Genomic DNA, 26,670 nt, shown 5'->3' on the forward strand with positions numbered 1-26,670 from the left:
CGATGACACGGCCCCTGCGCCTTGCGGCCCTTCTCGGCCTTTCCCTGATCCTCGGCGCTTGCGCCAACTACACCAGCCGCACGTCGCCCTGCGCCTGCGACTGGCAACCGCTCAACGCTCAGACGGAGGTGATCGTATGATCCGCGTTCTTCGCACCACGGCCCTTGCGGGCGTCCTGTCTCTGGCAGCGATGACCGGCGCATCCGCGCAAGGCGTTCCAACAGAAGATCTCCGCTCCATCGCCAACGCAATCCAGCAACTCGATCAGATGAAGCAGGATTATGTGATTTATTCGGTTCATCTTCGCCCAACATTGGTGCAGCCTTCAGATTTCCCTGCATCAAACCCCGGCACTGGCGAAAACGCCCTAGATCAAAGCGTCGAAACACTCACGGCGGGCTTCGCGCCGTGGATGATGCAAGAACGGGCATCTGCCTCATCCACTCGGCCCGAAGCAACACGGAGAGCTTCATGGACATCGGCGTCTTCATCCCGATCGCGAACAACGGCTGGCTGATCTCCAAGGCCGCGCCGCAATACATGCCCAGCTTCGAACTGAACAAGGACATCACGCTGCGGGCCGAACGGCACGGGCTGGACTTCGTATTGTCCATGATCAAGTTCCGCGGCTTTGGCGGGGAGACGGAGTTCTGGAACCACGCGCTGGAAAGCTTCACGCTGATGGCGGGCTTGGCCGCCGTGACCACGCGGATCAAGCTGTACGCCACCGCCGCCAGCCTTGTCATGCCCCCCGCCATCGTGGCGCGCATGGCCACGACCATCGACAGCATCGCACCGGGGCGGTTCGGGGTGAACCTTGTCACCGGCTGGCAGCGGCCGGAATATTCGCAGATGGGTCTCTGGCCGGGGGATGAGCATTTTGCCAACCGCTACGACTACCTGACGGAATACACGACGATCCTGCGCGACCTGATGGCCACTGGCGTCAGCGACCTGAAGGGCCAGCACTTCACGATGGAGGATTGCCGCGTCAGCCCCATCCCCACGCAGATGCCCAAGATCATCTGCGCCGGATCCTCGGACGCGGGCATGGCGTTTTCGGCCCAGTTTGCCGATTACAACTTCTGCTTCGGCAAGGGCGTGAACACGCCCACGGCCTTCGCCCCCACGGCCGAGCGCCTGACCCGCGCCACGGAAAAGACGGGGCGCGACGTGTCCTCCTTCGTGCTGTTCATGATCATCTGCGCCGAAACGGACGCCGAGGCGCAGGAAAAGTGGATCGCCTATCAGGACGGGGTGGATCATGCGGCCATCGATTGGCTGGGCGAACAGGCCGCGGCGGACACGCGGTCGGGCGCCGACACCAATGTGCGGATCATGTCGGACCGCACCTCGGCGGTGAACATCAACATGGGCACGCTGGTCGGATCCCCCGCCACCATCGCGCGGATGCTGGACGAGGTGGCGACCGTGCCCGGCGTGGGCGGCGTGCTGCTGACCTTCGACGATTTCGTGGAAGGGGTAGAGGTGTTCGGCACCCGGATCCAGCCCCTGATGCTGTCCCGCCAGCCCGCATTGGAGGCCGCCGAGTGACCGCCGCCATCGACCCCGCCGCCCTGCGCCGCGCCCCCGGCACCCCGACCTGCGTCCTTCCCGCCCGGCCCGAACCGATGGTCGTCACCCCGCAGGAAACCGCCATCGTGGTGGTGGACATGCAGAACGCCTATGCCACCGCCGGCGGCTATGTGGACACGGCGGGCTTCGAAATCACGGGCAACCGCGCCTGCATCGACAACATCGCCAAGGTGCTGGCCACGGCGCGCGCGGCCGGGATCACGGTGATCTATTTCCAGAACGGCTGGGACGCGGACTATGTGGAAGCGGGCGGCCCCGGCTCGCCCAACTTCCACAAGTCGAACGCGCTGAAGACCATGCGCGCGCGGCCCGAACTTCAGGGTCAGTTCCTGGCCAAGGGGGGCTGGGATTACGAGATCATCCCGGATCTTGCCCCACAGCCGGGCGACATCGTCGTGCCGAAGACGCGCTATTCCGGCTTCTTCAATTCGACCATGGACAGCACCCTGCGGGCGCGCGGCATCCGCACGCTGGTCTTCACCGGCATCGCCACGAATGTCTGCGTGGAAAGCAGCCTGCGCGACGCGTTCCATCTGGAATATTTCGGCATCATGCTGTCGGACGCCACACATTGGCTGGGGCCCGATTACCTTCAGAAAGCCACCGAATACAACGTGGAGACCTTCTTCGGCTGGGTCTCCTCCACGTCCGAGTTCTGCGGAGCCGTCGGACAGATCGCACCAGAGGACGCCTGAATGCCCAAGACCTCCATCATTCCCGAAGGCACCACCACGCCCATCGCGCCCTTCGTGCCGGGCACGAAGGCGGACGGGATCGTCTACGTCTCGGGCACGCTGCCCTTCGATGGCGACAACAACGTCGTCCATGTGGGCGACGCCGCCGCGCAGACGCGCCATGTGCTGGACACGATCCAACGGGTGATCGAAACGGCCGGCGGCACGATGGCCGATGTGACCATGAACCACATCTTCCTGACCGACTGGGCGAACTATGCCGCGATCAACGCGGTCTATGCGGAATACTTCCCGGGCGACAAGCCGGCCCGCTTCTGCATCCAGTGCGGGCTGGTCAAGCCCGAGGCCCTGATCGAAATCGCCACCATCGCGCATGTCGGCTGATGCATTTCACCGTGCATGAGGGCCCCGCAGGGGCGGAAACGGTCGTCCTGTCTTCGGGCCTTGGTGGGTCGGGCGGCTATTGGGCGCCGCAGATGGCCGCGCTGGCCGAACGGTTCCGCGTGGTCACCTACGACCACCGCGGCTGCGGCCATTGGGGGGGCGAGGTGGCGGAGGGCACGACCATCGCCGACATGGCAGCCGATCTGGCGTTGGTGATGGACGCGTCGGGCACCGACCGGGCGCATGTGGTGGGCCATGCGCTTGGCGCGCTGATCGGGATGGAACTGTCGCTGGCCGCCCCAGACCGCGTGACCCGCCTTCTGGCGATCAACGCCTGGGCCGACACCTCCGACCATTCACGCCGCTGTTTCGAGGCGCGGCTGCGCCTGCTGGATCACAGCGTGGAGGCCTTCATCCGCGCCCAGCCCCTGTTCCTGTATCCGGCGGAGTGGATGGAGAAGAACGCCGCCCGCATGGCCGCCGAGGACGCCCATCACATGGCGCATTTCCAGGGCGCGCGGAACATCCGCCACCGCATCGCCGCCCTCTCCCGCTTTGACATCCGTGACCGGCTGGCCGAGCTGCGCTGCCCCGTGCTGGCCCTTGCCACGCGGGACGATCTGCTGGTCCCGTGGTCCCGCAGCCAATCGCTGGCCGAGGGGCTTCCGCAGGGCCGCCTTCTGCTGCTGGATCAGGGCGCCCATGCGGTGAACGTCACCCAGCCCGACGTCTTCAACGCCGCGATGATGGAGTTCCTGAGCGGCTGAACTTTAGGAGGCCGCCGCCGCAAAGCCCCGCGCGTCCTGCGCGGCGGTCCCGAACAGCTCGGTCCCCGAAAGGGCGCGCGTCCAGTCCGTGTCGGGGAAATCGCGGGCCAGCAGGTCGGGCAGTGGCATCTGCATGGCCAGTGCCTCTTTCGCCAGCGCCTTGATCCGCGCCTGTGCCTCGGGTCGGTCCATCCGGCGGGTCAGCAGGAAGCTGGCGGCTTCGGCCACAATGGTGCCGCAATCCTGCGCAAGGCCCCGCTGCATCGCCTCCGCCTGCGGGCGGATGCGGGTTGCCACGTCGGCGGCCAAAGCCAGCGCCCGCCCCGTCGCAAGAACGGTCGCGGGAAGCCCCAGCCATTCGACGAACCACGCCGACCCGTCCCGCTGCTGGGCATGAACCGCAGCGCCGGTGATCGTGCCCGCCAGCCCCGCCACATGCCGGGACAGCGCCACCAGAACCGAAGGTGCCACCGGGTTCTGCTTTTGCGGCATGGTGGAGGACGCGCCCGCCCCTTCCACCAGAACCTCCGATATGCCGGTCTGCGCCGACAGGATCAGGTCCTGCCCCATCTTGCCAAGGCTGCCGGTGACGCCGGCCATCCAGCCCGCGAATTCCACGATCGGGCTGCGGTCGGCGTGCCAGCTGCGGCCCGGATCGCGCAGGTTCAACTCGGCCGCCAGCGCGGCCCGCACCTGCGGCCCCTGCCCTTCCATCGCCGACAGCGTCCCCGCCGCCCCCGAAAGCGAGACGGCGAGCGCCCCCCGCAGGTCCCCCAGCCGCGCGCGGTGCCGCAGCAGGGGCTGCCCCCAGCCCGCCACCACCGCACCGAAGGTCGTCGGCGTCGCCGCCTGACCATAGGTGCGGGCCGCCATCGGCAGGTCGGCATGTTCCGCGGCCAAGGCCCCCAACCCGCCGATCAGCGCGGCCAGACGGGCGTCCCACAGGTCCATCACCTGCCGCAGGCGCAGCGACAGGGCGGTGTCCATGATGTCCTGGCTGGTCGCGCCCCAGTGCAGGTATTGCGCCAGATCCGGCGCGCCCATCGCCTTGCGGAAGGCCGACACCAGCGCAGGAACCGGCACGCCGTTGCCCGCCGTCGCCTCGGCCAGCGCGGCCGGATCGATCGCCGCATCCCGGGCGCTGCGGTCGATGAAGGCCGCCGCCTCGGCCGGGATCATGCCAAGCGCGCCCTGCACCCGGGCCAGCGCCCCCCATGTCAGAAGCATGGCGCGCACTTCGACGGCGTCGGAAAACAGGCGGGCGGTTTCCTCGTCACCGAAAAGGCCGCGATAGATGGCGCTGTCTGCGGGATGGGCTGGCATGAAGGCTCCTTACAGGTCGAAGAAGACGGTTTCGCCCTCGCCCTGCAGTATGATGTCGAAGCGGTATTCGGAAGGGCCGGTCTTCTTCGCCATCAGCGTGTCCACGCGCTCGCGCTGCTCGATCCGGGCCAGGACGGGGCAACCTTCGTTGTCCTCGTCCTCGAAATGCAGGCGGGTCTGAAGGCCGATGTTGATCCCCCGCGCCACCACCCAAAGAGAGATGTGGGGCGCCATCAGCTTGCCGTTCGGCGCGGGCACGCGGCCCGGCTTGATCGTGCGCAAAACCCATTCGCCGCTGTCCATGTCGGCCACGATCCGCGCCCAGCCGGACACGTTCGGGTCGGCCTCCCCCCTTGGGTCGTTGGCGGGATACAGTCCCTGCGCGTCGGCCTGCCAGCTTTCGATCAGCGCGTCGCGCAGGATCATCCCGGCCCCGTCGCGCACGGTGCCGGTGATCGTCACCACCTCCCCCTGCGCGCCGTCGCGGATGGGCGAGGTGCCGAGATCCTGATCGTAGACGCCGTGGATGCCCACGAAGTTCGGGGTCAGGCCGATATGGACATAGGGCCCCGCGGTCTGCGAGGGTGTTTCCTTCAACTGGTCCAGTTGCTGCATCACATCCCCTCCATGCGGTTTTCGAACACGGTCTGGCGGCGGCCCCGCAGCACCACGTCGAACTTGTAGGCCAGGCAGTCCATCGGAATGGCGCGGTGCATGTCCAAGGGCGCGATCAGCGACTGGATCGCCTTTTCCTGCCCGATCGTGTGGACGATGGGGCAGCGCGCGATCAGCGGGTCGCCTTCGAAATACAGCTGCGTGATCAGGCGCTGGCCGAACCCGCTGCCGAAGACCGACATGTGGATGTGCATCGGCCGCCAGTCGTTCACGCGGTTTGGCCAGGGATAGGCGCCGGGGCGCACGGTCAGGAATTCATAGCTCCCGTCCTCGGCCGTGATGGTGCGTCCGCAGCCGCCGAAGTTCGGATCCAGCGGCGCAAGATAGCCGTCCTTCTTGTGGCGATACCGGCCGCCGGCATTGGCCTGCCACACCTCCACCAGAACGCCGGGCACGGCACGGCCGTTTTCGTCCAGGATGCGGCCATGGACGATGATCCGTTCACCGATCGCCGGCTGGCCGGTCATGTTCAGGATCAGGTTGTTGTCCAGTTCCCCCAGCACGCCATGGCCAAAGGCGGGGCCGGTCTGTTCGGACAGCGTGGTGGGCATGGCCACCAGCGGCCGCGACGGCGACCGCGTGACCGAGGTCTTGTAGTTCGGGGTGTAGGGCGCGGGGTGCCATTCGCGGTCCCGCGCCAGCAGCGGGTGGCGGGCGTCGTTGCGCACGCGGCCGGGTTGGATGTGCGGATGATCCCCCGCCGCGTTGTCCACATGCGGCTTGATCTGGTCGTCCCGGCTCATCCTTCGGCCTCCATCTCGGCAAGGGTCTGCTTGGCGATCTTGATCGCGTGGTTCGCGCGCGGCACGCCGGCATAGATCGCGACATGCAGCAGCGCTTCCATGATGTCGTCGGCGCTGGCGCCCGTGTTGCGCGTGGCGCGCACATGCATGGCCAGTTCGTGATCGTTCCCAAGGCCCGCCAGCAGCGCGATGGTCAGCATGGAGCGTTCGCGCAGGCTGATCGTGTCGCGCGACCACACATGTGCCCAGGCGGCGTCCGTGATCAGCGTCTGGAAGGGAAGGTCGAAGGGCGTCTTGGCGGCCTCGGCGCGGTCCACATGGGCGTCGCCCAGCACGCGGCGGCGCGTGGCCATGCCGGTTTCGGTCAGCTCAGACATGGGAAACCTTTTGCAGGAAGGGGATCAGAAGGTCCGCCATCGCGCGCGGCGCTTCCACCGGCGGCAGATGGCCGGTGTCGGGGATCAGGTGGAAGGCGGCGCCGTCGATCAGTGCGGCCGTCGCCTCCACCACCTCGGGCGGGGAAGCGCCGTCCGCGCCGCCGCCGATCACCAGCGTGGGCAGGCGCAACGCGCGGGTGGTTTCGGTCAGGTCGGCCCCCGCCAGCGCCCGGCAGGCGGCGACATAGCCTTCGGGATCCGTGCGTTCCATCATCCGCTGCCACAGCGCGCGTTCGGGGCGGGACAGGAAGGCGGGCGCGAACCAGCGTTCCATCACCGCCGGCGCGATGGAACCCATGCCATTCGCGCGCACCGCATCGATCCGCGCCGTCCAGCTTTCGGCGGTGCCCAGCTTCGCCGCCGTGTTCGACAGGACCAGCCCGCGCAGCAGATCGGGGCGCAGGGCGGCCACGCGCTGCGCGATCAGCCCGCCGATGGACAGGCCGACGAACACGACCGGCCCGCGCGCCACCTGTTCGATCAGCGCGATCGCATCTTCGGCCAGCCCGTCGATCCCCTCGGCCGGGCCATTGTCGGACAGGCCATGGCCGCGCTTGTCATGGCGGATCAGCCGAAAACCGGCCGGCAGCAGCGGCAACAGCGCGTCCCACAGCCGAAGATCCGTGCCCAGCGAATTGGCGAACACGACCGCAGGCCACTCTTCAGGGCCGCTGACGGTGTAATGCAGAACGCCCCAAGGGCGCATCAATGCGTGCATGGTGATCTCCTCCTCCGCGCCCGATCTTGCACATCGCACGGGCCGCGCCTAATGCAAAATGATGCCCCTTCCATAACGAGGCCGTTATGCATCCTGCCATCAAGCTGCGCCACATCCGCAGCTTTCTTGCCATCGCGGCCGAAGGCAACCTGTCGGCCGTGGCGCGCGAACAGGGCGTGACCCAGCCCGCCCTGTCCCGCACCCTGGCCGAGCTGGAGACCCTTCTGGACGCACCCCTGTTCCTGCGGCAGGGGCGGCGGCTGACCCTGACCGAGGCCGGCCGCGCCTTCCGCCTTCACGCGGCCGAGGCGGTGCACCTGCTGGACACCGCCGCCGCCGCCCTGCATCCTGTCGCGGCCGCGTCGCACCTGCGCGTCGGGGTGCTGCCCACGGTGGCCACCCGCCTCTTCCCCGCACTCGCCCTGTCCTTCCGCGAGGCGCGGTCCGACACCCTCCTCACCCTCATCTCCGGCTCGCATGACGATCTGTTGCGGCAGCTGCGCAACGCGCGGATCGACCTGATGATCGGCCGCATGCCCGCCGCCGCCGAGATCGCGGGCCTGTCCTTTCTGCATCTCTATGACGAGGAGGTGGTGCTGGCTTTGCGCCCCGGCCACCCGCTGGCGGATCGCCCCGCGGCGGAGGTTCTGGCGCAGGTGCCGCTGATCCTGCCGCCCGAAGGCGCGATCATCCGGCGGGGGGTGGACGACTGGATCGCCTCACAGGGGTTGGGGCGCGTGCGTCCCGCCTATGAAACCGCGTCGCTGGCCCTTGGGCGGGGGCTGGTGCTGTCGTCCGACGCGGTCTGGTTGATCTCGGCCGGCGTCATCCATGCCGAGGTGGCGCGGGGCGAGATGATCGCCCTGCGCCCCGGCGCCGGCTTCCTGACCGGCCCCGTCGGCATCACGCAAGGAGAGGAGGCGGGGGCGGCGCAAACCACCCTCGTCCGCCTTGCGCGGGGTCTGGTTCAGACCCGCTCCACCGCGATGGCGATGCCCTGACCCACGCCGATGCACATGGTGGCAAGGCCCTTCTGGCCCGGCTTCAGGCCAAGGGCCGCGGTGCCCGTGATGCGCGCGCCCGACATGCCCAGCGGGTGGCCAAGCGCGATGGCGCCGCCGTTCGGGTTCACGCGCGGATCGTCGTCGGCGATCCCCAGATCGCGCAGCGTGGCCAGCCCTTGGGCGGCAAAGGCCTCGTTCAGCTCGATCACGCTGAAATCCTGCTGCGACAGGCCAAGCCGCGCCATCAGCTTCTTCGACGCCGGTGCCGGGCCGAAGCCCATGATGCGCGGCGCCACGCCCGCCGTCGCCCCGCCCAAGATGCGGGCAATGGGCGTCAGGCCGTGCTTCTTCGCGGCCTCGGCGCTGGCGATGATCAGCGCGGCCGCGCCGTCGTTCACGCCCGACGCGTTGCCCGCCGTCACCGACCCGTTCGGGAACAGCGGTCGCAACTTCGCCAGCGCCTCGGCCGAGGTGACGCGGGGATGTTCGTCCCGGTCCACGATCAAGGGATCGCCCTTGCGCTGCGGAATGGTCACCGGCGTGATTTCCCGTGCCAAGGTCCCATTCTCCTGCGCCGCCGCGGCCTTGGCCTGCGAGGCGAGGGCCATGGCGTCCTGATCCTCGCGGCTGACGCCGAAATCATCTGCGACGTTCTGGCCGGTCTGCGGCATGGAATCCACGCCGTATTGCGCCTTCATCGCCGGATTGACGAAACGCCAGCCGATGGTGGTGTCAAAGATCTCGGCGTTGCGGGAAAAGGCGGTTTCCGCCTTGGGCATCACGAAAGGCGCGCGGGACATGGATTCCACGCCGCCCGCGATCATCAGTTCCGCCTCTCCGGCGCGGATGGCGCGGGCGGCCATCAGGACGGCGTCCATCCCCGAACCGCAAAGACGGTTGATGGTGGTGCCCGTCACCTCCACCGGCAGGCCGGCCAGAAGGGCGGACATGCGGGCGACGTTGCGGTTGTCCTCGCCGGCCTGGTTGGCGCAGCCGTAGATCACATCCTCCACCGCCGCCCAGTCCACGCCGGCGTTGCGCTCTAGCAGCGCGCGGATCGGGATCGCGCCCAGATCGTCGGCGCGCACGCCGGACAAGGCCCCGCCAAAGCGGCCGATGGGGGTGCGGACATAGTCGCAGATATAGGCGTCGGTCATCTCACAGCTCCGGCACGTTCAGGTCGGACACGGTGCCTTCGATCGTCAGCGCCGCCCCCGTCATGGATTGCAGTTCGTCGACGCTCATCCCCGGCAGCTTTTCACGCAGCACGAAGCGGCCGTCCTTCACGTCCACCACCGCAAGGCTGGTATAGACGCGGGTAACGCAGGCCACGCCCGTCAGCGGGAAGGTGCACGCCTCCACCAGCTTTGGCTTGCCGTCTTTCGTGACGTGTTCGGTGATGACGCAGACCTGTTTCGCGCCGTGCACCAGATCCATCGCGCCGCCGACCGCCGGCACCCCCTTGGACCCCACGCGCCAGTTCGCCAGATCGCCCGTCTGCGCGACCTGGTAGGCGCCAAGGATCGCCACGTCCAGATGCCCGCCGCGCACCATCGCGAAGCTGTCGGCGTGGTGGAAGAAGGCGGCCCCCGGCTTCAGCGTCACGGCGCGCTTGCCGGCGTTGATCAGGTCCCAGTCCTCCTGCCCCTCGGGCGGGGCCTCGCCGAAGTTCAGCAGGCCGTTTTCCGTGTGATAGATGACCGTGCGGCCTTCCACGCTGTAGCGGGCGACCATTTCCGGCGCGCCGATGCCAAGGTTGACATAGGCGCCGTCCTGGATGTCCTGCGCCGCGCGCCAGGCCATCTGTGCGTTCGACAGTTTCATCAATGCACCGCCCCCTCGCGGATCAAGGCTTCTTCCTGCTGCGGGTTCGCCACCTGCACCACGTGATCGACAAAGATGCCGGGCGTGACCACCTGTTCGGGATCGATACCGCCGGGCTCCAGCAGCTCGGTCACCTGGACGATGGTGGTGGCCGCGGCCATGCACATCAACGGGCTGAAGTTGCGCGCGGCAAGACGGTAGGTGAGGTTTCCCATCGTGTCGCCCTTGTGCGCCTTGATCAGCGCCACGTCGGCCTTCAGCCAGCGTTCCTGCACGTAAGGCCGGCCGTCGAACTCCGCCACGGGCTTGCCTTCGGCCAGTTCTGTCCCGAACGAGGTGGGGGTGTAGAAGGCCGGGATCCCCGCCCCGCCCGCGCGGATGCGTTCGGCCAGCGTGCCCTGCGGCACCAGTTCCAGTTCCACCCGCCCTTCCAGATAGGCGTCGGTGAACGCCCGCGGGTCCGAGGATCGGGGGAACGAGCAGACCATCTTCGCCACCATCCCCGCATCGATCATCGCCGCGATGCCGATGCGCCCGTTGCCCGCGTTGTTGTTCACGAGCGTCAGGTTCTTCGGGCTGCCGGTGGCGCGGAAGCGGTCGATCAGCGCGTGGATCAGCTCGATCGGCGCACCCGATCCGCCAAAGCCGCCGATCATCACCACCGCGCCGTCGGGGATCCCCGCCACAGCCTCGGCCAATGTTGGAATCGTCTTGTCCATGATGGTCCTCCTTGCGGTGAAAGCTAGGAAGGGGGGAACTGGACCTCAATCCCTTTGTGCGTTATGCGTGTTTTGTTCGATAATCGCACGGGACGGCATGGACAAGCGCGACACGATGGGCGGCCTTGCCAAGGGGTTGAGGGTGATCGAGGCGTTCTCGGCGGACCGCCCGCGCCTGACGATCACCGAAGCCGCCGAACATGCGGGGCTGGACCGCGCGACGGCGCGCCGCTGCCTCTTGACGCTGGCCGATCTGGGCTATGCCGATTACGACGGTAAGTTCTTCACCCTGACCCCGCATGTCCTGCGTCTTGGCACCGCGTGCCTGGCCACGATGCCGCTGCCGGGCCTCGTGCAGCCCTGGCTGGACCGGTTGTCGGAGCTGACGGGCGAAAGCTCCTCCGTCGCGATCCTGGACCGGGGGGAGATCGTGTATGTCGCCCGTGCCGCGCAGCGCAAGGTGATGTCGATCGCCCTGATGCCCGGATCGCGCCTGCCGGCCTTCTGCACGTCGATGGGCCGCGTCCTTCTGGCCGCCCTGCCCGAGGCGGAGGCCGAAGCCCGCCTGCCCCCCCTGACGGCCCGCACCCCCCGCACCCTGACCGAACCGGAGGCCGTCATGGCCCGCATCGCGCAGGCCCGGGCCGAGGGTTTCGCCCTGATCGACCAGGAGGTGGAGCTAGGCCTGCGGTCGATCGCCGTGCCCCTGATGGACGCGCGGGGGCGCGTGGTGGCGGCCCTGAACCTTGGCGTGCCCGCCACGCAGGGGAAGGTGGAGGATCTGGCCCGCCGCTATCTGGACGCGATGCGCGTGGTGCAGGCCGAACTGCGCAAGGTGCTGGTTTAAAGCGCGCGCAGCCGGTTGCGATAGGCCTGGGGCGTTTCCCCGCATTGCCGCCGGAACGCGCGCGAGAAATAGGCCGGATCCTCGAACCCCAGCATCAGCCCCACCTCCCCCACCCCCGCGCGGGTATAGGCCAGAAGGCGGCGCGCTTCCTGGAACAGCTGCCGGTCGATGTATTGCGAGGCGCTGAGCCCGGTTTCCGCCCGCGCCACCCGCGACAGGTGCGTGGGCGTCATCCCAAGCGCCGCGGCGTGATCGGCCACCGTCCAGCGGTCGCGCAGATGGGCGTGCACCAGCGTGTCGAAGGCGGCCATGCGGCGGGCATAGGGATGATCGCGCGCCTCCCCCTCCAGCCGCCGGGCGACATGGACCGCCAGTTGCGTGGCCAGCGCCCGCAACTGCGCGATGCGGCCAAGGCGGCGGGCGCGATGCTCCTCGGCCAGCGCCTGGACAAGGCGGCGCAGGTCGTCGTCGGCGGGGATGGTGCCCGCCTGCACGAGGCGGTCCGACAGGGCGCTCGCCCCGAACAGGTCGGCGAATTCGGCCACCGGCAGGGTGACGACGAAGCCTTCGGTGCCTTGCGCGAACTGGAAGCTGTGGGCGACGCGGCGTGGCACGCTGACCAGCGCCGGAAGGGGCACCTCCCGCACGGCGCCGTCCACGGTCATCTGCGCCCGCCCGCCGGTCAGCAGGAAGAACTGGTGCAGGTCAGCATGCCGGTGCACCCCGATCCGCCAGCCATGCCCCGCCGCCCGGTCAAGGATGGTTTCGCAATGCAGGATGTCGGGAAAGGCCTGATGCTCTCCGTAAAGGTCAAAGGTCGGGATCGGTTCCATGTTCGATTCGTGCCAGAGTTTGGCGGCTTCGTCCATGTCCCGCCCGCGCCCGCCCTGTCATCCTCCCGCCCGAGGGATATGGGAGGACTACCATGCGGACGCAGGTCGCCATCATCGGCGGCGGGCCATCGGGCCTGCTTTTGTCGCAGCTTCTGAACCGCGCGGGCATCGCCACCGTCGTGCTGGAACGCTCCACGCGCGACCATGTCCTGTCGCGCATCCGCGCGGGGGTGCTGGAACAGGGCACGGTGCGGATGTTGCACGAAGCGGGTTGTGCCGACCGGATGATGCGCGAAGGCCATCCGCATCACGGCTGCTATCTGTCCACCGACCAGGGCCGCTTCCGCGTCGATTTCACCGAAGCCTGCGGGCAGGAGGTGATGGTCTACGGCCAGACCGAGGTGACGCATGATCTGTATGACGCGCAGGACGCCATCGGCGCCACCATCCTGCACGAGGTGTCGGACGTGGTCCTGCACGATCTGACGGGCGACCATCCGCACGTCACCTTCACCCATGGCGGTCAGGCGCAGCGGCTGGATTGCGACTGGATCGCGGGCTGCGACGGGTTCCACGGCGTCAGCCGCAAGTCCATCCCCGAACATGTCCGGCAAGAGTTCGAGCGCGTCTATCCCTTCGGCTGGCTGGGCGTCCTGTCCCGCACCAAGCCCGCGGCGGAGGAACTGATCTACGCCAACCACCCGCGCGGCTTCGCCCTCGCCTCCATGCGCAGCGAGCACCTGTCGCGCTATTACATCCAGGTCCCGCTGACCGACAAGGCAGAGGCTTGGTCCGACGAGGCCTTCTGGACGGAGATCCGCCGCCGCCTGCCCGGCGACGTGGCGGACAGCATGGAAACGGGCCCCACGATCGAAAAGTCCATCGCGCCCCTGCGCAGCTTCGTGACCGAACCGATGCGGTGGGGCCGGCTGTTCCTTGTTGGCGACGCCGCGCATATCGTGCCGCCGACGGGTGCGAAGGGCCTGAACCTCGCCGTCTCCGACGTGCATTACCTGTACGAGGCGCTGGTGGAGGCCCATCGCAGCCTGCGCGGGGTCGAAGCCTATTCCGAACGCGCGCTGAAACGCGTCTGGGGCGCGATGCGGTTCAGCTGGTGGATGACCTCCATCCTCCACCGTTTCCCCGATCAAAGCGAGTTCGACCAGAAGATCCAGGAAAACGAGCTGCACATCCTGCGCGACATGCCTTCGGCCCGCGAAACCATGGCCCGCAGCTATGTCGGCCTTCCCTTCTGAGGGGGGAAGGGTCCACGGGGCGGTTGACAAGCGACTCAACCTTAGGTAGACCTGGACTTGCACAACCATTCGTCCGGAACGGCCACCTCCCCTGCGGGAGGTGGCCGTTTCGTCCAATCTGGAAGGCCAGCCCGAGGTGCCCGCCATGCCGTCCTCCTCCCTTTCCAGCACCCTTTCCGACCCCGCGACACCGTCGAACCTCTTTATGGGTGGCGAAAGCTATGTCCTGACCTTTGCCGAGGAGTTCTCGGACACAGCGGGCCTCTACTGGCAGGGGTTCGGAAGCGGTGGCACATGGGCCACGTCCTTTTCCCCGCACCTTCAGGACAGCCGCACCATCGCGGCCAACAACGAGTTGCAATATTACGCCGACCCCGACATGACCGCCCTGCCCGCCGCCTTTACCACCGAAGGCGGCGCCACGACCCTTCGCGCAACGCCGCTGACCACGGCCCAGAAGGCGGCGGCGGGGGGCCTCGGCTACAGCTCGGGCTTGCTGAGCACGCAGATGACCTTCGGGCTGACCACGGGCTATGTGGAGATCCGGGCCGACATCCCCGACGAGCAGGGGTTGTGGAGCGCGTTCTGGTTGCTGCCCACCGACGGCGACTGGTCGGCCGAGGTGGACGTGTTCGAATTTCTGGGCCAGTCCCCCGGCACCCTGCACACGAACGTCTGGTCAAACGGCGTGTCCGACGCGCAGGCGGTGGAGGCGCCGGGCGCGGGCGACGGGTTTCACACCTACGGCCTCTTGTGGGAAGCGGACGCGCTGTCGTGGTATTACGACGGCGACGTGGTGCGGCAGCAGGCCGTGTCGCTGACCGAGGAGATGTTCCTGGTCCTGAACCTCGCCGTCGGGGGCTGGGCGGGCGATCCCGACGCCTCCACCGATTTTTCGGACGGGCTGACGGTGGATTACGTCCATGTCTATGAACGCGAAGCCAGCGCCACCCGCAACCCCGCCCTGGACCCGGACTCCACCCGGCCCGGCGACCGCATCACCGGCACGGACGCGGCCGAGGTGCTGGACGGATCCCGCTGGGGCGACGCGATCGGCGGGGGGCGCGGAAACGACACCGTGTATGGCGACAACGGCGACGACACCCTGTCGGGCGAAGGAGGGCAGGATGAACTCTTCGGCCATGCGGGTGCGGATTCGCTGTCCGGCGGGGCCGATGCCGACAAGCTGATCGGCGGGCGCGGCAGCGACACCCTGAAGGGCGGCACCGGCAACGACCATCTTTGGGGCGGCAACTACAAGGCGGACGGCGCCGCCGACGCCTTCATCTTCGTGAAAGGGGGCGGGATCGACTATGTTCACGACTTCGAACCGGGGGTCGACCGCCTTGTTCTTGCGGGGCTTGCCGCCACGGCCGAAACGGTGACCGCGGGTTTTCAGGATGAAGGCTGGGCCCTGCGCATCAACCTCGCCCCCAGTGGCGGGCTGTCCACCGACGCGATCTATCTGGTCGGGCGGACCGCGGCCGACGTGACGGCCGAGGATTTCGGTTTCCCCCTGCTGGCCTGACCACGTGACTTTGCGGCGCGCATGATCCATAGAGTTTTATTGAAACCCTGAGCGGGAGGTTCGGAATGGCGGAAACTTCAAGGCGTCGCCCCGGATCGGCGGAACTGCGCGGCGCGATCACCGGCACCGGGACCGTGTGGCTGTCGGTGCTGTTCTTCTCGCTTCTGGCGAACCTGCTGATGCTGTCGGGCCCGCTTTACATGCTTCAGGTCTATGACCGGGTCCTGCCGTCGCGCTCCGTCGCGACGCTGGTGGCGTTGTCGATCCTGCTGCTGGTGATGTTCACGGGCTTTGGCTTCATCGACCACGCGCGGGCGCGGCTGGCGGCCCGCATCGGCGCCGCGTTCCAGCAACGGCTGGAACTGCGGGTGCTGCGTGCCAGCATGGACCTGTCGCGCGTGTCCCCCAAGGATGCGCGGGCCGAGGCGGCGGCCACCGATCTGGCCAGCGTGCAGCGGTTCCTTGCCTCCCCCGTGCTGCTGGCGCTGTGCGACGTGCCATGGGTGCCCGTCTTCACCGCGCTGATCTTCGTGTTCCACCCGCTGCTGGGTTGGGTCGCGCTGGCCGGAAGCGTCACGCTGATCGTCATCACCCTGCTGAACCAGAGGCTGAGCCGCGCGCCGTCCGGCAAGGCCGGCCTGATGGGCCTGAAGGCGGACCACATGGTCCAGAACCTGCGGGCCGAGGCCGACACCATCCGCAGCCTTGGCATGCAGGGCGCCCTCTACGACCGCTGGCTGGCCCGGCGGGCCGAGGCGCAGCGCCACGGGCTCGCGGCCTCCGACGTGTCGGGCGGCTTTTCGGTGATGACGAAAACCCTGCGGCTGTTGTTGCAGTCGGTGATGCTGGGCGTGGGCGCCTGGCTTGTCATCCAGAACGAGATGGGGGCGGGCGCCATGATCGCCAGTTCCATCCTGATGGGCCGCGCGCTGGCCCCGGTGGAATCCGCCATCGGCCAGTGGGCGCTGGTCAGCCGGGCGCGCGAAGGGTGGGACCGTTTGTCCTCGCTTCTGTCGGACGTGCCGCCACCCGCAGCCCGCACCGCCCTGCCCCGCCCCGAGGCGCGGATCGACGTGAAGTCGCTGGCCCTTGTCGCGCCGGGGGACGCCACGCCCGTCCTGCGCGACGTCGCGTTCGAAGCGCGTCCGGGGCAGGCGATCGGCATCATCGGCCCCTCGGGCTCCGGCAAGACCTCGCTGGCGCGGGCGCTGACCGGCCTCTGGACCCCGGCCGCCGGAGAGGTCCGTCTGGGCGGCGCCACGCTGGACCAGTATGACCCCGACGTGCTGGGCCGCCTGATCGGCTATCTGCCGCAGCGCGTGACGCTGTTCGAAGGCACGCTGGCCGAAAACATCGCCCGGCTGACACCCAACGCCGATCCCGCGCTGGTGGTGCAGGCCGCGCAGAAGGCCGGCGCGCATGACATGATCCTGCGCCTGCCGCAGGGTTATGACACGCTGGTATCGGCGCTGGACGGCCGCCTGTCGGGCGGGCAGGTGCAGCGGATCGGGCTGGCGCGCGCGCTGTTCGGCCAGCCCGCGTTCCTGGTTCTGGACGAGCCGAACTCCAACCTCGACCTGGACGGGACCACCGCGCTGAACAGCGCGATCCGCGACGTGAAGGCCGAAGGCGGCGTCGTCTTCATCATGGCGCACCGCCCGGCCGCGATCCAGGAATGCGACATGCTGCTGGTGATGGAAAACGGCCGCCGCCGCGCCTTCGGCCCGCGCGACGCGGTGCTGCGGCAGATGGTGCAGAACCACACGCAGATCGTGCGAAAGGAAGCGAAATGATCGAAGGCACCCGCACCGCGATGGGTCTGGGCTTTGCCACCGCCGCCGTGCTGATCGGCGGCTTCGGCACCTGGGCCGTGTTCGCCCGGCTCGACGGCGCGGTCATCGCCCCCGGCTTCATCCAGGTTCAGGAAAACCGGCAGGTCGTCCAGCATCCCGATGGCGGCGTGGTGGAGGAGATCTTCGTCAAGGACGGCGATTTCGTGGACGCCGGCGCGCTTCTTCTGCGGCTGGACGAGTTCGAGATCCGCTCCGAACTCGTGATCGTGGAAGGCCAGCTGTTCGAGTTGATGGCCCGCCGTGGCCGGCTGGAAGCGGAGCGCGACGACCGCGCGGAGGTGACCTTCCCGCCCGAACTGCTGACCGAAGCCGCCACGCGAAGCGAGATCCCGCCCCTGATGACGGGGCAGGTGTCCCTGTTCGAAGCCCGCCGCGAAACGCTGAGCCAGGAGATCGGCCAGATCGGCGAACGTCAGGCGCAGGTGGTCAGCCAGGTGGAGGGGATCGACGTTCAGCTGATCGCGCTGACGACCCAGCAATCGCTGATCGCGCACGAACTGGACCTTCAGCAGCAATTGCTGGACCAAGGCCTGACACAGCTGAGCAAGGTCCTTTCCCTTCAGCGCGAACAGGCCCGCCTGGAAGGTCAGGTCGGAGAGTTGAAGGCCGAGCGCGCGCAGGCCGAAAGCCGCCGGGTGGAATACGAGCTGGAAGCGCTGCGCCTGACCAAGACGCGGCGCGAGGATGCCATCACCGAACTGCGCCAGTTCGGCTCGCAGGAACTGGAACTGGTGGAGCGGCGACGCGCGCTGGTGCAGCGGCTGTCGCGGCTGGACATCCGCGCGCCAGTCAGCGGCGTCGTGCTGGACATGGCCATCACGGCGCGGCGCGCGGTGCTGAAGCCCGCCGATCCGCTTCTTTACCTCGTGCCGCAGGACCGGCCGCTGCGGGTCGTGGCGCAGGTGGCCAATGCGGATGTGGACAACGTGCATTCGGGGCAGGACGTGCAGCTGATGTTTTCGGCCTTTCCCTCCCGCACCACGCCGCAGCTTCCCGGCCATGTCCTGACCGTATCGGCCGATGCGCTTCAGGACCAGCAAAGCGGCCAGCACTTCTACAAGGTGGAGATCGCGCCGGACTTCGATCAGGCCGGCGCGCTGGAAGACCTGCACCTTGTGCCCGGCATGCCGGTGGAAACGTTCATCCGCACGGGCGAGCGTTCCCCCTTGTCCTATCTTCTGCAACCGCTGACGGTCTACTTCTCCAAGGCGCTGCGCGAGACCTGATCGGCGGGCGGCGGGACGGCTGACCGCCGACAGATGCCGCCGATGCAGACCCGGATGCGCCACGCACCCCTGATCGGGTTCAGCGTGAAGACCAATTGATCAAAGTCGCGATCAGCGACCCCGCATCCTGAACCCGCCAGCGCCCCGGCCCGCCGCCGTGCCCATCACCGCCCCCGTCCATTCGGTTGCGTCAGGCCCCTGCGTCCGTTATCCCAATGATCACAAAAAAGGGAGGGGAAGCGGATGAGCCAACAATCCAAGCCACCGGGGGAGGCCGAACCGAGGTGGAGCCTGGTCGGCCCCGGTCTTGTCGTCGCGGCCACGGGGGTCGGCGCGGCGGACCTGATCGCCACGACCGTCGCGGGCAGCAAATACGGCTATGCCCTGCTGTGGGCCGTCATCGCGGGCTGCATCATGAAGATCATCCTGGTCGAAGGGGCCGGTCGCTACAGCCTGTCGACCGGCCGCACCATCTTCGAGGGGTGGAGCAGCCTTGGCCGCTGGACGCACTGGTATTTCGGCCCCTACATCGTGATCTGGGGCTTCGTCTATGGCGCCGCCGCGATGGCGGGCACGGGCCTTGCGCTTTATTCGCTGTTCCCGTTCCTCGGCGTGCCCGTCTGGGGCATCCTGTCCGGCCTGATCGGCCTCGTCCTGGTGTGGAGCGGACGGTACGACCTGTTCGAAAAGGCGCTGACGGCCCTTGTGGTCCTGATGTTCATCACCGTCATCATCGCCGCCGCCTTCACCGTCCCCAATCTCGCCCAGATCGCGGCCGGCCTTGTGCCGCACATTCCCGAAGGCGCCCTCATCAACGTCCTCAGCGTGGCGGGCGGCGTGGGCGGCACGATCACGCTGGCGGCCTATGGCTACTGGCTGCGCGAAAAGGGCTGGGACACGCCCCGCTTCATGCGCGTGATGCGGCTGGACAACAGCATCGGCTACATCGTGACCGGCATCTTCGTGATCGCCACCCTGATCGTCGGGGCGGAACTGTTGTATTCTGCGGGCATCGCCATCGGATCGGGCGACAAGGGCATGGTCGATCTGGCCACCGTCCTTGGCGAACGCTACGGCGTGTGGATGAGCAAGCTGTTCCTTCTGGGCTTCTGGGCCGCGTCCATGAGCTCTCTCATCGGGGTGTGGAACGGGGTCAGCCTGATGTTCGCCGACTTTTCGGGCGGCATCCTGAAGCGTGCGCCGAACGATCCCGACCGGCTGGCCGGCGGCCGCTTCTACAAGGCCTATGTCTGCTGGCTGACCTTCCCGCCGATGATCATGCTGTTCCTTGGGCAGCCGGTCTATCTCATCCTCGCCTACGGGGTGCTGGGGGCGTTCTTCATGCCCTTCATGTCGGTGACGCTGATCTGGATCCTGAACACCGACCGCGTGCCCCGCGAATGGCGCAACGGCATGTTCGCGAACATCATGATGGTTCTGTGCACGCTGGCCTTCGCGGCGCTGGCGCTGGACCAGCTGCGCGGCATCGTGATGAAATGAACGAAGGCCGTCCCGCACGCGGGGGACGGCATCAAAGGTTTTGACGGGGCCCCGTCGGCTGCTACGCTCCCACCCACAGGATCACGCAGGGGGCCAGAATGACACTCGAACGTTTTTCCCATGTCTTCGCCATCGGGGCGCTGATGGCGGCACCGGCCGCGGCGCAGCAATCGGCATTCTTTTCCGACATGGACCGCATCCACCCGGTCTGGGCGCAAAACGGCATGGTTTCGGCCCAGGAACGTCAAGCGGCCGAGATCGGTCGCGACATCCTGGCCCAGGGCGGCAACGCGGTCGATGCGGGCGTCGCGGTGGCCTTCGCCCTGGCGGTGACGCTGCCGCGCGCGGGCAACATCGGCGGCGGCGGCTTCATGCTGGTGCATGACGCCGAAACGGGCGAAACCAAGGCCATCGACTACCGCGAAATGGCCCCGTCCGGCGCCTCCCGCGACATGTTCCTGAACGCGGCGGGGGAGGCCGACAGCGCCAGGTCGCTGCGCAGCGGCGCGGCCTCGGGCGTGCCCGGAACGGTGGCGGGCCTGCACATGGCGCTGGACACCTATGGCACGATGGAATGGGCCGACGTCATCGCCCCCGCCATCCGGCTGGCCAAGGAGGGCATCCCCGTCACCCCCGAACTCGCCGACAGTCTCGAGGCCTCGCGCGAGGAGCTGATGACCTATCCCGCCAGCGCCGCGATCTTCTTCAAGCCGGACGGCGCGGGCTGGCGGCCGGGGGAACGGCTGGTGCAGGCCGATCTGGCGCAAACGCTGAAAACCGTGGCCGAACAGGGGCCGGACGGCTTCTACAAGGGCCCCGTCGCGGACAACATCGCCAAGGCGATCCAGGCGGCGGGCGGCCCCATGACGGCCGAGGATCTGGCCGCCTACAAGCCCGTCCTGCGCGACCCGGTGCGCGGCACCTATCGCGGCTATGACATCGTGTCGATGCCGCCCCCCTCCTCGGGCGGGGTGCACCTGATCCAGATCCTGAACACGCTGGAGGGATATCCCATCGGCGCGCTTGGCCAGAACAGCGCCCAGACCATCCACCTGATGGCCGAGGCGATGAAGCTCGCCTATGCCGACCGTTCCGAATATCTGGGCGATCCCGATTTCGTGGACGTGCCGGTGGAGGCGCTGACCTCCAAGGACTATGCCGCCGCCCTGCGCGGCAAGATCAGCGCGGATTTCGCCACGCCCTCGGTCCAGATCAGGCCGGGCGACCTCGCCCCCTACGAATCCGACCAGACCACGCATTTTTCCGTCGTGGACAAGGAGGGCAACGCGGTCACCAACACCTACACGCTCAACCTCGATTACGGGTCGGGGCTGGTGGCCGCGGGCACGGGCGTCCTGATGAACAACGAGATGGACGACTTTTCCGCCAAGCCCGGCGTGCCCAACGCCTTCGGGCTTGTGGGCGGCGAGGCGAACGCGGTCGCGGCGGGCAAGCGGCCCCTGTCGTCCATGACGCCGACGCTGGTGCTGAAGGACGGCAAGGTCTGGCTCGCGACCGGATCGCCCGGCGGCGCGCGCATCATCACCACCACGTTGCAGGTCATCATGAACATGATCGACCACAACATGAACGTGGCCGAAGCCTCCACCGCGCCGCGCGTCCATCACCAATGGCTCCCGGACGAGCTGCGGGTGGAGGAAGGCCTCAGCCTCGACACCCTGCGGCTGCTGGAGGCGAAGGGGCACAGCGTCGTGGAAAAGCCGGTGATGGGATCGACGCAGTCGATCCAGCGGGATCCGGCCAGCGGCGCGCTTCTGGGCGCCTCCGATCCGCGGCGGCCGGACGCGGCCACCGTAGGGTTCTGAAAGTCACGCCACCAGCACGGCCCGAAAATCGTTGACATTGGTCAGCGTCGGGCCGGTGCGAACCAGATCGTCCAGCGCCGCGAACAGCGGGTAGCTGTCATGCCGCCGCAACGCCGCCGCCGGATCCAGACCGGCGGCCGCCGCGCGGGCCAGCGTGTCGGGGGCCACCAGGGCACCCGCCGCATCCTCCGTCCCGTCGATGCCATCGGTGTCGCCCGCCAGCGCGTGGATGCCCGCCGCGCCGTCCAGCGCCAAGGTCAGCGCCAGCGCGAATTCGGTGTTCCGCCCGCCCATGCCGGGCGTGTCCGTCCGCAGCGTCACCGTCGTTTCACCCCCCGACAGAAGCACGACGGGGGCGGGGCGCGGCAGGCCGTGGGTCCGGCAGCTTTGCGCCATTCCGGCCATGATGCGGCCCAGCTCGCGCGCCTCCCCCTCCAGCGCGTCGCCAAGGATCAGGGGGTGGACGCCGGCCCGTTCCGCCACCTCGGCGGCGGCGCGCAGGGCCATCATCGGTGTCGCGATCAGGCGGTAGTCGAAGGCGAAGCTGGACGGCGTCGGCGGCGGGGCCACCAGGACGCGGCGCGCGGCCTCGGGCAGGCCAGCGCCCAGATCGCGCACGATGGACGACAGATCCGCATCCCCCGTCAGATCCGGCACGGTGGGACCCGAGGCGATGGTCCCCGGATCATCCCCCGGCACGTCGGAAATGGCCAGCGTCACCACCCGCGCCGGCGCCGCCGCCAGCGCCAGCTTGCCGCCCTTCACCGCCGACAACCGCCGCCGCACCTGGTTCATCACCGAAATCGGCGCGCCTGAAGTCAGAAGCAACCGGTTCACCGCGATCTTGTCGGCCAAGGTCACCCCGTCGACCGGCCGCGCCATCAGCGCCGACCCCCCGCCCGAGATCAGGGCCAGCACCAGATCGTCCGGCCCCAGCCCCCGCACGGCGGCCAAGATGCGGTCCGCCGCACGTTCGCCCTGTGCGTCGGGCACGGGATGCGCGGCCTCCATCACCGCGATGCGGGTTGTGGGCACCGCGTGGCCGTATCGGGTCACGACCACGCCCGACAGGTCGACCCCGGGCCAGGCCACTTCCACCGCCCGTGCCATCGCCGCGGCGGCTTTGCCCGCCCCAACCACGATCACGCGGCCCTTGGGCGGTTCCGGCAGGTGCCGCGCCAGAACCTGCGCGGGATCGGCGCTGCCGATGGCCGCCCGGAACATCTCGTGCAGCAGCGATCGGGCTTGTGATCCTTCCATGACATCCCCCGTGATCCGGTGCGCCATCTTCCGGCCTGCGGGGGCGGGGTCAAGCCGTCGCGGAACGGCGATCTTCCGCAACCCGTTGGCGGGTGGGGGAACATCCGGCCGGACAGGGGTGTTTCCCTTGGGCATAAACGGAAGGCCCTACCCATGAAACTCCTCACGCTTCTTCTTTGCGCGGCACCGGCGCTGGCACCCCTGACCGCCCATGCGCAGTATCTGTCGGCCCCCAGCGGGGTGGAACGCCAGCAGGAAGACAGCGCCGCCGTCACCCATGGCCACGACCCCAAGACCGACAAGCAACACCGGGAAGAGGCCGAGCGTGAGACCGGCCCGCTGAAGCCCACCCTCCACCAGCCCGACGCACAGGAGCGGGGGGAGAACACGGATCCCGAACATGACGGACATCCCGGCCAGACGCAGGGACGGGAATAAGCGGCACGGCCCCCACACTGTCTTGCCAATGTCATGTTGCGGCCCTTTGATGGGGGCAAAGACAAGGGGTGGTCCATGGCGAAGCGCACGGTGAAAGACAAGGGTCCGGACATGGAGGCGCTGCGCCGCCACATCCGCCTGAAGGGGGCCGACTACCTGACCGACCCCAACGTCACCTCGGTCGGGATCGGGCGCAAGAACGGCACCGGCCCGATCTGCCTGCAGTTCACCGTCCGCCGCAAAGGCGAATCCGCGATCGAGACGCTGGGCACCGCCCGCATCCCCGAGGCGGTGGAGGTGGACGGCGTCCGCTTTCCCACCGACGTGGTGCAGCGCGACTACGAACCGTCCTACGAGATCGTGGAGCCGGGGCAGCTGGACGACCGCCGCCTGCGCGTGGACCCGATCCGCCCCGGCATCAGCGTGTCGCATGTGGCGGGCACGGCGGGAACGCTGGGCCTGATCGTGCGCGACCGCGCGACGGGCGCGCCCTGCATCCTGTCGAACTGGCACGTCCTGCACGGGGCGGGCGGCGCGATCGGCGACCGCATCGTCCAGCCCGGCCCCTATGACGACAACGAGGTGTCGAAGAACGGCACCGGCACCCTGCTGCGCAGCCATCTGGGCGCGGCGGGCGACGGTGCGCTGGCACGGATCGCGGGGCGCGGGCACGACCCTTCCGTTCTGGGCCTCGACGTGATCCCGCGCCGCATGGCCCGCGTGGATCTGGACGACCGCGTGGTCAAATCCGGCCGCACCACCGGCATCACCCATGGCATCGTGCGCCGCGTCGACGTGATGGTGAAGCTGGATTACGGCCTGCTGAACGGCCCGCAGGCCATCGGCGGGTTCGAGATCGGGGCCGACCCCGACCGCCCCGCCCCCGAAGGGGAGCTGAGCATGGGCGGCGATTCCGGCGCCGCCTGGCTGATCGCGGACGGGGACGCGGCCACCGACATCTTCGCCGGCCTTCACTTCGCCGGAGAGGCGGACGGCGCCGAGGATGAACACGCGCTGGCCTGCTATCCCGCCTCGCTGCAAAAGAAGCTGGACTTCGTGCTGGACGTGCCCGCGGCGCAGACCGAAGGCATGGACACCGCCGTGCCCCGCACCGGATACGACCCGGACTTCCTTGGCCTGACCATTCCCGAACCGGGCCTGTCCACCGCCCTGAAACGCGACGCGGTAAACTTCGAAAAGAACCAGACCATCCCCTATACCCATTTCAGCCTCTGCCTGTCGGCGTCGCGGCGGATGGCGCGCTATGTCGCGTGGAACATCGACGGGGCGCGGATCGTGAAGCTGCCCCGCACGGGCTTCGCGCTTGATCCCCGCATCGACGAGGCGCATCAATGGGGGAACGAGCTTTATTCGGGCAACAACCTTGATCGCGGCCACATCGCCCGCCGCGCCGACCTGTGCTGGGGGGAGGTGGAGGAAGCCCGTCAAGCCAACCGCGACTCCTTCTTCTACACCAACATCGCGCCGCAGCATCAGGGGTTCAACCAGTCCTCCCGCTCCGGCCTGTGGGGGGAGCTGGAGGATCATGTCTTCGAAGGCGCCGAGGTGGCCGACCTGCGCCTGTCTGTGCAGGGCGGCCCGATCTTTGCCGAGGACGACATCACCTATCGCGACGCCCGCATTCCCCACGCCTTCTGGAAGCTGATCGCCTGGCGGGGGGAGGATGACGAACCGCGCCTCGCCGCCTTCATCCTGACGCAGGCCGACCTTCTGAACGACCTGGAGGCGCTGAGCTTCGAGCCGTTCCGCCTGTACCAGGTCGGTCTGGACGAATTGGCGGAACGCACCGGGCTTGATTTCAAGGGCTTCCCGGACGCGGACCTTCTGGAGCATCCCGAGCGCGCAGGCCGCCCCTCGGCCGCCGAGGCGCTGGCGACGCCCCATGGCCAAGTGCTGGAAATCCGCCGGGCGGAGGATCTGCTGATCTGAGGGCCTAGCCCAGCCAGTCCAGATAGGCCTGCGTGCCACCGTTGCGCATCGCGTCCATCACGCGGTCCGGGTCGATCCTCGCGGCGGGGCCCGGATCGCGCAGCACCGCGACCAGCGTGTCACGCACCAGTTCCGCCTGCCCCGGCGTCAGGTTGCAGGGGTCCAGCTGGAAATAGCGCTTCTCCACCTCGTGCCCGCGCACGATCAGGGGCGGGTCCTGTTGGCCCAGCACCTCGGCAAACTGCGCCGCGTTGGCGCCCGCCTGCGACGGGTCGATCCAGACCTGCAACCGTTCCAGCGGGTTGCGGGTCGGGTCGGGGATGCGGACGGCGGTGACGCCGGGCAGGCCTTGCAGGGCCGTCCGCCACATTTCCAGCGCGCGCGTCTCCTCGGCGCGGATGCCGGCGTGGTCGCGCTCCATCCACTGCTCCATCGCGGCAATGGCCCCGGCCAGGCTTTCCTTGCCGATCTTCATCCCCCGCCCGATGCCGATGTTCTGCAGATACCCCGCCCGCACAAGATCCTTCGACCCCGCCACGATGCCCGAGGTGGGGCCCCCCAGGAACTTGTGCCCCGAATAGATCACCACATCCGCGCCCTGTTCCAGAAACCCCCGCAGATCGTATTCGGAGGCCGCGTCCACGATCACCGGAACGCCCTTGGCATGCGCGATGCGGGCGAAGGTCTTCAGCGGGATCATCCCGTAATCCACCACGTGGTGCGACACGACATACAGGGCGGCGGCGCAGGTGTCGTCCAGCGCGGCCTCCAGCTGGTAATCCTTGGCCAGCGTGGATTGCCCCACGATCCGCGTGCGCCCACCGGCCAGCGCGATCGCCTGCGACACGGGCGCGCCGTATTCGCACAGGTGGCCCATCTGCACGGCGACGCCGTTCTTGGGACCGGGCGTGTCCGGCAGCGCCTCGGCCCGCGCGGGGTCCAGACCCGTGATGCAGCCCGCCACCGCCAGCGTGATCCCCGCGCTGGCCGAGGCCGTCAGGAACCCCGCCTCCGCCCCTGTCAGCCGGGCGATCACCTCCGACGCGCGGGTCTGCAATTCGTGGATGCGGACAAAGCGCGTCATCACGTCGGCCGTGGCCTGCGCCACCCGCGGCGTTGCGATGGACCCACCCAGCGAGGTCATCGTTCCCGACACGTTGATCATGCGGCCATACCCTTGGGCGTCGTGCCACGACCAGTCGATCGGGTGCTGGGAGTTCGTCAGCATGCTGCGGCTGTCCCGGCTTGCGGGGTTTTCCATAATTGCG

General features: G+C 68.3%; 27 protein-coding genes. 16 read left to right on the forward strand and 11 right to left on the reverse strand.

Annotated elements, in window-relative coordinates:
* Positions 1–2 precede the first annotated feature (2 nt).
* Genes ACSHZY_RS12920 through rutD form a run of 6 tightly spaced genes read left to right on the forward strand, consistent with a single transcriptional unit; the run spans position 3 to position 3,442 of the window.
* Positions 3–140, forward strand: coding sequence for a hypothetical protein (locus ACSHZY_RS12920; RefSeq protein ID WP_435169731.1), 138 nt, complete (start codon positions 3–5; stop codon positions 138–140).
* On the forward strand, positions 137–517 hold the full coding sequence (locus ACSHZY_RS12925) for a hypothetical protein (RefSeq protein WP_435169733.1): 381 nt from the start codon (positions 137–139) through the stop codon (positions 515–517). Before ACSHZY_RS12920 ends, ACSHZY_RS12925 begins: the two co-directional genes overlap by 4 nt.
* A complete protein-coding gene (gene rutA, locus ACSHZY_RS12930) occupies positions 472–1,554 on the forward strand; it encodes a pyrimidine utilization protein A (protein ID WP_435169735.1) in 1,083 nt (360 codons plus the stop codon). Before ACSHZY_RS12925 ends, rutA begins: the two co-directional genes overlap by 46 nt.
* Complete coding sequence (gene rutB, locus ACSHZY_RS12935; RefSeq protein ID WP_435169736.1) at positions 1,551–2,291, forward strand: pyrimidine utilization protein B; 741 nt, start codon at positions 1,551–1,553, stop codon at positions 2,289–2,291. Before rutA ends, rutB begins: the two co-directional genes overlap by 4 nt.
* Positions 2,292–2,675 carry a pyrimidine utilization protein C gene (rutC, locus tag ACSHZY_RS12940; RefSeq protein ID WP_435169738.1) on the forward strand — a complete coding sequence of 128 codons (384 nt, stop codon included), beginning with the start codon at positions 2,292–2,294 and terminating at the stop codon, positions 2,673–2,675.
* Entirely contained in the window at positions 2,675–3,442 is a 768-nt protein-coding gene (rutD, locus tag ACSHZY_RS12945) for a pyrimidine utilization protein D (RefSeq protein WP_435169740.1), read from the forward strand. Before rutC ends, rutD begins: the two co-directional genes overlap by 1 nt.
* 3 nt (positions 3,443–3,445) lie before the next feature.
* Here the strand turns inward: rutD and ACSHZY_RS12950 are convergent, their stop codons facing one another.
* Genes ACSHZY_RS12950 through pcaD form a run of 5 tightly spaced genes read right to left on the reverse strand, consistent with a single transcriptional unit; the run spans position 3,446 to position 7,338 of the window.
* Positions 3,446–4,765, reverse strand: coding sequence for a lyase family protein (locus ACSHZY_RS12950; RefSeq protein WP_435169742.1), 1,320 nt, complete (start codon positions 4,763–4,765; stop codon positions 3,446–3,448).
* 9 nt (positions 4,766–4,774) lie between these two features.
* A complete protein-coding gene (gene pcaG, locus ACSHZY_RS12955) occupies positions 4,775–5,380 on the reverse strand; it encodes a protocatechuate 3,4-dioxygenase subunit alpha (protein ID WP_435169744.1) in 606 nt (201 codons plus the stop codon).
* Positions 5,380–6,183 carry a protocatechuate 3,4-dioxygenase subunit beta gene (gene pcaH, locus ACSHZY_RS12960; protein ID WP_435169746.1) on the reverse strand — a complete coding sequence of 268 codons (804 nt, stop codon included), beginning with the start codon at positions 6,181–6,183 and terminating at the stop codon, positions 5,380–5,382. Before pcaH ends, pcaG begins: the two co-directional genes overlap by 1 nt.
* A complete protein-coding gene (pcaC, locus tag ACSHZY_RS12965) occupies positions 6,180–6,560 on the reverse strand; it encodes a 4-carboxymuconolactone decarboxylase (protein WP_435169748.1) in 381 nt (126 codons plus the stop codon). The genes pcaH and pcaC overlap by 4 nt, the downstream gene beginning before the upstream one ends.
* Positions 6,553–7,338, reverse strand: a complete 786-nt coding sequence (gene pcaD, locus ACSHZY_RS12970; protein WP_435169750.1) for a 3-oxoadipate enol-lactonase — start codon at positions 7,336–7,338, stop codon at positions 6,553–6,555. Before pcaD ends, pcaC begins: the two co-directional genes overlap by 8 nt.
* Before the next feature lie 86 nt (positions 7,339–7,424).
* Here pcaD and ACSHZY_RS12975 point away from each other — a divergent pair, with 86 nt between their 5' ends.
* On the forward strand, positions 7,425–8,339 hold the full coding sequence (locus ACSHZY_RS12975) for a LysR substrate-binding domain-containing protein (RefSeq protein WP_435169752.1): 915 nt from the start codon (positions 7,425–7,427) through the stop codon (positions 8,337–8,339).
* On the opposite strand, the gene pcaF is transcribed toward ACSHZY_RS12975, so the two are convergent.
* Genes pcaF through ACSHZY_RS12990 form a run of 3 tightly spaced genes read right to left on the reverse strand, consistent with a single transcriptional unit; the run spans position 8,306 to position 10,885 of the window.
* Positions 8,306–9,499 (reverse strand): 3-oxoadipyl-CoA thiolase, encoded by a 1,194-nt coding sequence (gene pcaF / locus ACSHZY_RS12980; protein WP_435169754.1) that lies wholly within the window; start codon positions 9,497–9,499, stop codon positions 8,306–8,308. The genes ACSHZY_RS12975 and pcaF overlap by 34 nt on opposite strands.
* A gap of 1 nt (position 9,500) precedes the next feature.
* Entirely contained in the window at positions 9,501–10,166 is a 666-nt protein-coding gene (locus tag ACSHZY_RS12985; RefSeq protein WP_435169756.1) for a 3-oxoacid CoA-transferase subunit B, read from the reverse strand.
* A complete protein-coding gene (locus ACSHZY_RS12990) occupies positions 10,166–10,885 on the reverse strand; it encodes a 3-oxoacid CoA-transferase subunit A (protein ID WP_435169758.1) in 720 nt (239 codons plus the stop codon). The genes ACSHZY_RS12985 and ACSHZY_RS12990 overlap by 1 nt, the downstream gene beginning before the upstream one ends.
* 97 nt (positions 10,886–10,982) lie before the next feature.
* Here ACSHZY_RS12990 and ACSHZY_RS12995 point away from each other — a divergent pair, with 97 nt between their 5' ends.
* Positions 10,983–11,732 carry an IclR family transcriptional regulator domain-containing protein gene (locus tag ACSHZY_RS12995; RefSeq protein ID WP_435169759.1) on the forward strand — a complete coding sequence of 250 codons (750 nt, stop codon included), beginning with the start codon at positions 10,983–10,985 and terminating at the stop codon, positions 11,730–11,732.
* On the opposite strand, the gene ACSHZY_RS13000 is transcribed toward ACSHZY_RS12995, so the two are convergent.
* Positions 11,729–12,601, reverse strand: coding sequence for a helix-turn-helix domain-containing protein (locus ACSHZY_RS13000; RefSeq protein ID WP_435169761.1), 873 nt, complete (start codon positions 12,599–12,601; stop codon positions 11,729–11,731). The genes ACSHZY_RS12995 and ACSHZY_RS13000 overlap by 4 nt on opposite strands.
* A gap of 56 nt (positions 12,602–12,657) precedes the next feature.
* On the opposite strand from ACSHZY_RS13000, the gene pobA reads away from it, so the two are divergent.
* From pobA to ggt, 6 genes are all read left to right on the forward strand, one after another.
* Positions 12,658–13,821: a 4-hydroxybenzoate 3-monooxygenase gene (gene pobA, locus ACSHZY_RS13005; protein ID WP_435169763.1), complete on the forward strand. Its 1,164-nt coding sequence runs from the start codon at positions 12,658–12,660 to the stop codon at positions 13,819–13,821.
* Between the two features lie 100 nt (positions 13,822–13,921).
* Positions 13,922–15,349, forward strand: coding sequence for a family 16 glycosylhydrolase (locus ACSHZY_RS13010; protein ID WP_435169764.1), 1,428 nt, complete (start codon positions 13,922–13,924; stop codon positions 15,347–15,349).
* Between the two features lie 65 nt (positions 15,350–15,414).
* Positions 15,415–17,142, forward strand: a complete 1,728-nt coding sequence (locus ACSHZY_RS13015; RefSeq protein WP_435169766.1) for a type I secretion system permease/ATPase — start codon at positions 15,415–15,417, stop codon at positions 17,140–17,142.
* Positions 17,139–18,428 (forward strand): HlyD family type I secretion periplasmic adaptor subunit, encoded by a 1,290-nt coding sequence (locus ACSHZY_RS13020; protein ID WP_435169767.1) that lies wholly within the window; start codon positions 17,139–17,141, stop codon positions 18,426–18,428. Before ACSHZY_RS13015 ends, ACSHZY_RS13020 begins: the two co-directional genes overlap by 4 nt.
* Positions 18,429–18,671: 243 nt before the next feature.
* Positions 18,672–19,928: an Nramp family divalent metal transporter gene (locus ACSHZY_RS13025; RefSeq protein ID WP_435169769.1), complete on the forward strand. Its 1,257-nt coding sequence runs from the start codon at positions 18,672–18,674 to the stop codon at positions 19,926–19,928.
* A gap of 98 nt (positions 19,929–20,026) precedes the next feature.
* Positions 20,027–21,754, forward strand: coding sequence for a gamma-glutamyltransferase (ggt, locus tag ACSHZY_RS13030; protein WP_435169771.1), 1,728 nt, complete (start codon positions 20,027–20,029; stop codon positions 21,752–21,754).
* Between the two features lie 3 nt (positions 21,755–21,757).
* Here ggt and ACSHZY_RS13035 read toward each other — a convergent pair whose 3' ends face one another.
* Positions 21,758–23,014 (reverse strand): glycerate kinase type-2 family protein, encoded by a 1,257-nt coding sequence (locus tag ACSHZY_RS13035; RefSeq protein WP_435169773.1) that lies wholly within the window; start codon positions 23,012–23,014, stop codon positions 21,758–21,760.
* Between the two features lie 153 nt (positions 23,015–23,167).
* Between ACSHZY_RS13035 and ACSHZY_RS13040 the strand changes: the two genes are divergently transcribed.
* Entirely contained in the window at positions 23,168–23,452 is a 285-nt protein-coding gene (locus ACSHZY_RS13040) for a hypothetical protein (RefSeq protein WP_435169774.1), read from the forward strand.
* A 75-nt stretch (positions 23,453–23,527) separates the two neighbouring features.
* Positions 23,528–25,402: a DNA/RNA non-specific endonuclease gene (locus ACSHZY_RS13045; protein WP_435169775.1), complete on the forward strand. Its 1,875-nt coding sequence runs from the start codon at positions 23,528–23,530 to the stop codon at positions 25,400–25,402.
* Between the two features lie 4 nt (positions 25,403–25,406).
* On the opposite strand, the gene ACSHZY_RS13050 is transcribed toward ACSHZY_RS13045, so the two are convergent.
* The gene (locus tag ACSHZY_RS13050; RefSeq protein WP_435169777.1) at positions 25,407–26,663 is read right to left on the reverse strand and encodes an aminotransferase class V-fold PLP-dependent enzyme; all 1,257 of its coding nucleotides are present in this window, start codon (positions 26,661–26,663) and stop codon (positions 25,407–25,409) included.
* Positions 26,664–26,670: the final 7 nt, after the last annotated feature.

Origin of the sequence: Falsirhodobacter sp. 1013 (genome assembly GCF_051195255.1) — a bacterium.
Lineage (GTDB): Bacteria > Pseudomonadota > Alphaproteobacteria > Rhodobacterales > Rhodobacteraceae > Falsirhodobacter.